This is a genomic window from Roseateles sp., from assembly GCF_031397715.1.
GTDB lineage: Bacteria > Pseudomonadota > Gammaproteobacteria > Burkholderiales > Burkholderiaceae_C > Paucibacter_A.
In genome coordinates this window covers 1-6,034 of record NZ_JANNMI010000355.1, presented here as the reverse complement: position 1 = coordinate 6,034, position 6,034 = coordinate 1, and the positions used below count along the sequence as shown (strand labels likewise).

General features: G+C 66.9%; 7 protein-coding genes. 6 read left to right on the top strand and 1 reads right to left on the bottom strand.

The window, feature by feature from the left end; translation table 11 throughout:
* The 4 genes from RMO57_RS15470 to phnE all read left to right on the top strand — a co-directional run.
* The coding region (locus tag RMO57_RS15470) for a PhnD/SsuA/transferrin family substrate-binding protein (protein ID WP_310388120.1) at nucleotides 1-494 on the top strand (494 nt) is incomplete at its 5' end.
* Nucleotides 495-509: 15 nt separating this feature from the next.
* Entirely contained in the window at nucleotides 510-1,340 is an 831-nt protein-coding gene (locus RMO57_RS15465) for a phosphonate ABC transporter ATP-binding protein (RefSeq protein ID WP_414896441.1), read from the top strand.
* On the top strand, nucleotides 1,331-2,173 hold the full coding sequence (locus RMO57_RS15460) for a PhnE/PtxC family ABC transporter permease (RefSeq protein WP_310388118.1): 843 nt from the start codon (nucleotides 1,331-1,333) through the stop codon (nucleotides 2,171-2,173). The genes RMO57_RS15465 and RMO57_RS15460 overlap by 10 nt, the downstream gene beginning before the upstream one ends.
* The gene (gene phnE, locus RMO57_RS15455) at nucleotides 2,170-2,970 is read left to right on the top strand and encodes a phosphonate ABC transporter, permease protein PhnE (protein WP_310388116.1); all 801 of its coding nucleotides are present in this window, start codon (nucleotides 2,170-2,172) and stop codon (nucleotides 2,968-2,970) included. The genes RMO57_RS15460 and phnE overlap by 4 nt, the downstream gene beginning before the upstream one ends.
* Nucleotides 2,971-3,003: 33 nt before the next feature.
* On the opposite strand, the gene RMO57_RS15450 is transcribed toward phnE, so the two are convergent.
* Nucleotides 3,004-3,966, bottom strand: a complete 963-nt coding sequence (locus tag RMO57_RS15450; RefSeq protein ID WP_310388115.1) for a peptidylprolyl isomerase — start codon at nucleotides 3,964-3,966, stop codon at nucleotides 3,004-3,006.
* 291 nt (nucleotides 3,967-4,257) lie between these two features.
* On the opposite strand from RMO57_RS15450, the gene RMO57_RS15445 reads away from it, so the two are divergent.
* Both RMO57_RS15445 and RMO57_RS15440 read left to right on the top strand, forming a co-directional pair.
* Complete coding sequence (locus RMO57_RS15445) at nucleotides 4,258-5,349, top strand: hypothetical protein (protein WP_310388113.1); 1,092 nt, start codon at nucleotides 4,258-4,260, stop codon at nucleotides 5,347-5,349.
* A gap of 35 nt (nucleotides 5,350-5,384) precedes the next feature.
* Nucleotides 5,385-6,034 (top strand): S1/P1 nuclease (locus RMO57_RS15440; RefSeq protein WP_310388112.1); only part of this gene is annotated, 650 nt, incomplete at its 3' end.

Sequence of the window (6,034 nt, the reverse complement as noted above, 5' to 3'; positions counted from 1 at the left end):
TGCGCCACGGCCAGGCGCTGGTTCGTCGTTTCGATGAAGCCGCCGGCCGTGACCGACGTGGCGTCGCGCGACGCGGTGATCACGTCCCCGAGCGACACGTGCAAGCGGGCCTGAACCCGGACAAGGATTTCCGCCGCGTCGCCTACAGCGGCGCGCATGACGCCACCATCGCGGCGGTCGCCGCCGGCAAGGTGCAGGCCGGCGCTTTGAATATTTCGGTGTGGGAGAAGTTCGTGGCCGATAAGAAGGTCGACACCGAGCGGGTCAAGGTCTTCTTCACCACGCCGCCATACTTTGACTACAACTGGACCGTGCATGCCGACATGCCCGCCGCGTTGCGCGACAAGATCAGCAAGGCGTTTTTGAGCCTGAGCCGTGATGACGCTGCCGGTAAAGAGATTCTGGAGCTGCAACGTGCCACGCGCTTCCTGCCCAGCCAGCCCGAGAACTACAAGGGCATCGAGGCGGCGGCCCAGAGCGCCGGCTTGCTTTGAGCGGATCGGCTTGATTTGAAGCTGGTTCTCAAGGCGATTGACGCCGCGCCGCTGGGGGCGGCCGCGGCGCAGGCGCCGGTGCTGCGGGCCTTGAGCCTGACCGTCGCCGACGGGGAGGCGGTGGCCGTGATCGGTCCCTCGGGCGCGGGCAAGACCACCCTGCTGCATGTGCTGGCCTGCGCGCTGCGCCCCAGCGCGGGTCAGTACGAACTCGACGGCAGCCAGCCATGGACGCTGGGCCGCGCCGATTTGCGAGCGCTGCGCGGGCGGCTTTTTCTGGCGCCGCAAGTGCCGCCGCTGCCGCCGCGCCAACGCGTGGTGACGGCCGTGTTGGCCGGCTGCTTGGCCGACTGGTCGCTGGCGCGCAGCCTGCGTTCACTGGTCTACCCCAGCGACTTGGCCGCCGCCCACGCGGCGCTGGCCAGTTTTGATCTGGCGGACAAGCTGTTTGAGCGGGTCGACCGCTTGTCGGGCGGCGAGCGCCAGCGGGTCGGCCTGGCGCGCGCGCTGGTGACGCCGGCCCAGCTGTGGCTGCTGGATGAGCCCTTGTCGGCGCTGGACCCGCTGCGCACCGAGCAGGCCGCGCAAGTGCTGGTGCAGCAAGCGCGCCAGCGCGGCGTCACGTTGGTGGCCTCGCTGCACCATGTGGAGATGGCCTTGGCGCATTTCCCGCGCATCATCGGCCTGCGCCAGGGTCAGGTTTTGTTCGATCTGCCCGCGGCCGAGGTCTCGCCCGCTCTGCTGGCGCAGCTTTATGCCCAGCATGAGGAGGAGCTGGACGCCGGCCTAGTGCCGCCGCCTGAGCTTGACTCAGCGACGCGGCCGGTGCTGATGACATGCCGGTGAGCGGCGCCGTTAGCTCGCAAGTGCCGACGCGCGACCCGGCCTGGCTGGGCCGCTTGTTTTACTTGGGCTTCGCCCTGGTCTTGCTTTGGCCCTTGGGTGTCGCGACCGAGTTCCGCCCCTGGCTGCTGCTGGAGCCGCAGAGTCTGGCCGTGACGGGGCGGTTTCTGGCGGATTTCCTGCCGCCGCGACTGGACGCCGAGTTTCTGGGCCTGGTGCTGCGTGAAGCCTGGCGCACCGTCGCGATTGCCACCGCCGGCATCAGCTTGGCGCTGCTGGCCGCCGTGCCGCTGGCGCTGCTGGCCACGCGCAGCCTGTCGATTTCGGCCTTGAGCGGGCGCATGGCGCCGGCAGCCACGCTGCTGCGCCTGATCGTGCGCGGGCTGTTAATTCTCTTGCGCAGCGTGCCCGAGCTGGTCTGGGCGTTGATTTTTGTGCGCGTGGTGGGTCTCGGCGCCACCGCCGGCGTGCTGGCGATTGCGCTCAGTTACGCCGGCATGTTGGGCAAGGTCTATGCCGAGGTGCTGGAGAGCGGCGACACCGAGCCGACCCGCGCCTTGCTGCGCAATGGTGCCGGCCGCCTGCAGGCCTTTGTCTACGCCTTGCTGCCGCAAAATGCCACTGAATTGAGCAGTTACACCGTCTACCGCTGGGAATGTGCGATTCGCTCCTCGGTGGTGCTGGGCTTTGTCGGAGCGGGCGGTCTGGGTCAGCAGATCGATTCTTCGATGAAGATGTTCAACGGCGGCGAGGTGGCCACCCTGCTGCTGGTCTTTGTGCTCTTGGTGGCCTTGGCCGACGCCTTCAGCGCCGGCATCAGAAAGGCCTTGCAATGATGCCCCGCCCACAGACGCTGCTGAGTGGCCGAGCGCTGGGCGTGGTCCTGGGGCTGCTGGCCTTGGTGATTGCGAGCTTTTTCACGCTGGATCTGCAGTGGGCGCAGATGTTTTCGCTGGCAGCGGCGCGCAGCATGGGGCGCTTTGTGGCGGAGTTTTTTCCACCCGACTTGAGCGCGCCATTTGTCGCCAAAGTGGCTTGGGCCAGCCTGGAGACCCTGGCCATGTCGGGCCTGGGTACCTTGATTGCAGCGCTGTTGGGGCTGCTGCTGGCCTTGCCGGCGGCGCATTCGCAGGGCTCGCATGGCCAAGATTCGGCGCTGGCGCGGCGCCCGACCCGTTGGCTGTTGAACGCTTTGCGGGCGGTGCCGGACTTGGTCTGGGCCAGCCTACTGCTGATCTCGGCCGGCCTGGGGCCGTTCGCCGGCACCTTGGCTTTGGCGGTGCACACCACCGGCGTGCTGGGGCGGCTGTTCGCCGAGGCGATCGAGAATTGCTCAGAGGCGCCAGGTTTTGCCTTGCGCGTGCAGGGCGTGGGCCGGCTGCAGGTGTTCTTGTACGCGACGCTGCCGCTGATCTTGCCGCAGCTGATCAGCTACACGCTGTATCGCTGGGAGAACAATATCCGCGCTGCCGCCGTGCTGGGTGTGGTGGGGGCGGGCGGTTTGGGGCAATTGCTGGCCTTTCATATGGGGCTGTTCCATATGAACAAGACCGCCACCATCCTGGGGGCGATGCTGATCCTGGTGGCCCTGGTGGACTTCTGCAGCGACCGCTTGAGGCGAGCGATGGCTTGATGGTCGCTGCGAGGGCGAACATCAAGCCTGCGTCTACTTTGCGGGCCGCGTGGGCGGGCTGACGCCGCATAGATCGACATGATTGGGGTTGTGCACAAACCAGCCGCCGCGGTTGCGCCTTGAGGCCAGCAAAGCGGTCCAGGTTTCGCTGTCGGTGCGCAAGACCTGCAGCGCCGGCCGCTCGGCCGCCGGCATATCAGACAGCAAACGCACACGCTGAATCGGCTGGCGCTGCTCAGCGTTCTCGTAGAAACCCATATTCGGCCCGCCGCGTGGCAGGCTGGCCAGCAGCTCGATGCCCTTCAGCACCCTGCCCACCAGGGTGATATTTAAATCCAGGCCACGCGGCGCCTGGCCTATCACCGCATACAGCTCGGCGCCGGTGCTGGAGTCGACCGCGTCGCTGCGGCCGGCGCCGACCATGCTATAGCAATGGGCCAACCAGGCCCGGCCGGTTTTGGGGTTGGCGGCGACCGGGAAGCCGTCGACAAAACCCGTTAGCGGCGCCCAGCCGTCCAGGTCGGGCAGGCGCGCGATGGGCAGGCCCTTCAGTGGCACGGCGAACTCGGCCGGCAGCTTGGCCGCAGCGGCGCCCAGCGGCTTGGCCAGCGCTAAGTCGTCGGCATTCGGGTCACCCCATTGCGCGACGAAGTTGTCCTGCACCCGCACGACCGCCAAGCCGTCGAAGAAGCCGCCATGGGCCAGCTTGCGGATATTCGCCACATGACGGGGTGCAAAGCGGGGTGCCAGCTCGATCAGTACTGGGCCGGAGGGCAATTCCATCAGCAGGGTGTTGTCGGGGTTCAGACCGCGCCAGTGGCTGTCGGGCGATTGGGCGAGGATTTCGGCGCCGCTGCGGGTCTTGGCCGGGGCGGCTTGCTGCACAGGCGGCTTGGGCTTGGCTTTTTTGGGCGCTGGCTTGTTGGCTGCGGCCATGGCGCTACTGGATAAGAGCTGGGCGGCGCAAAGCAGCGCCGCTAGGGTGACTGTTTTCATGGGCATCTTGGGGCGCTTTAGGCTCTTGTGCGGGTGCGCGAGCATACGTCGATTGCTGGCCACGAGAAGGGCTAGTCCCCACTCGCTCGCTCCGTTTATCTGGCCAGCAGCTCACATTTAGAAATGCGTGCCCTTGCTTCACCCATGGTTGCGCATGCGATGGCAGTGTCGTAGTTGACTTGGCCGCGAAGCCACCAACCGTCACTGAGACCGAAACATCGGCACAGACGGAGGTAATTCAGCAGCCTGCTAGGGATGTCCAGGTGCTCTGTGTGCCAGCACAATCGTCCGATGAAATCCTTGATGAATTTTTGGCAGGCGCTGAACACGGAGTTGCCGGCCAACGAGATCCGCGAGCTGACGGCCCAGTTCTACGTCACGCTCGAGGCCTACTTCGCCAAGGTGAAGGCCCAGCAGCCGCCGCGCAGCCCCGCGGCCTTCGAGCGCGTCAGCCAACTGCTGGAGCAGGAGAAGCGCGACTGGACGCATGCCTACGCAGTCGAGCAGTTGTTGATTCACCTGTTCGACGATGAGACGCTGGCCAGTGAACTGCAGATTCGGGTGCGCGAGGCCAAGGGTTCGCTGAAATCGGCACAGGCCGACTACTACGCGGCTGAGGCGGACAAGGCGACGCTGTCGGCGACCGAGCGCCGAGCAGTGCTGAGCCGGCTGGTCAACGACCTGCAGTGGCGCTACACGGTCGACGAGGTCAAACGCGGCTACACCAAGCAGATTACTTTGCGAACCGGCCAGATGTTCGTGGTCGCTATGCTGGTGTTCGCCGCCTCGGTGCTGATGACGCTGGCGTTGCCCGACTTGCTGCAGTTCGATGTGCGCCTGCTGGTGCCGGCCGTGCTGGCCGGATGCTGGGGTGCGTCCTTCAGCATGTTGAGCAGCCTGAAGGACAGGTTGGACGCGAGCGACCTGGACGCGTTGAAGGTCATGCGCGCGCGTTGGGTGCTGGCCTCGCGCGTGCTGATCGGCGCGGGCGGCGCCAGCATCCTGTATTTCTTCTTTGTCTCCGGCATGGTTACCGGCCCGGCTTTTCCCGACCTGAAGTCCGAGGCCCAGCAGTATGCCGCCAGCCGGCAGCGCCCAGCGCTGGCCCCGCAACCGCCCGGTGCAGCAGAGGTGGCTCCCGCACCGGTCGGGTCCAGCGCGCAGCCGGCGGCCAAGCAGCCGCCGCTGGAAGTTTTTGCGCTGTTGGTGGTGTGGTGTTTCATCGCCGGTTTTTCCGAGCGCCTCATCCCGGGCCTGCTGGCCAAGACCGAGGCGAAGCTCGAGACCGAGGGCCCACAAGACCGGTACCGGCCGGGGACGTCGGGTGCCGACACGTCGACGCCGCCGAGCGCCGCGCCAGCCAACGACAAGAGCGCGGGCTGAGCCCGCACCGGCCGGCCCCTTCTTGAAAGCCCACCATGCAGCCCTTGCCCGCCTTCATCACCCGTGTGGCCGCCCTTCTGGCCGCCCTTCTGGCCGCCCGTCAGGCCGCCCGTCTGGCCGCCCTGCTCGCCATCAGCCTGTGGCTGACGCCCGCGTTGGCCTGGGGCCCTTATGGCCACCAGGCCGTGGGCGCCATCGCCGACCAGCTGATCGCCGGCACGCCCACCGCCGCCAAGGTGCGTGCAGTGCTGGGCAGCAACCTGCAGATGGCCTCGGTGTGGGCGGATTGCGCCCGCTCGGTCGAATCGGTGCAGGGTGTCTGGTCGTACACCAACCCCGGCGCCTACAAGGATTGCGCGGTCTATGAGAACGCCGCCAGCCAAGCCGCACTGATCGCCTTCGTCAAGCGCAACGCCTCGCGCTGCGCGCCCAACGCCAGCCACGAGCAGTGCCGCCACAAGGCCTACCACTTCACCAACATCTCGATCCAGCGTGCGGGCTACGACGCCGCGTTGCCGGGCGCCGGCCCGAGCAACGTGGTGCTCGCGCTCGGCGCCGCCATCACAGTGCTGCAGGGCGGCAAGTCGCCGCCACCGATCAACTTCGTCGGCCAGCGGGAGGCCTTGCGCCTGCTGACGCACTATGTGGGCGATCTGCACCAGCCGCTGCACGTGGGCTCGGTCTA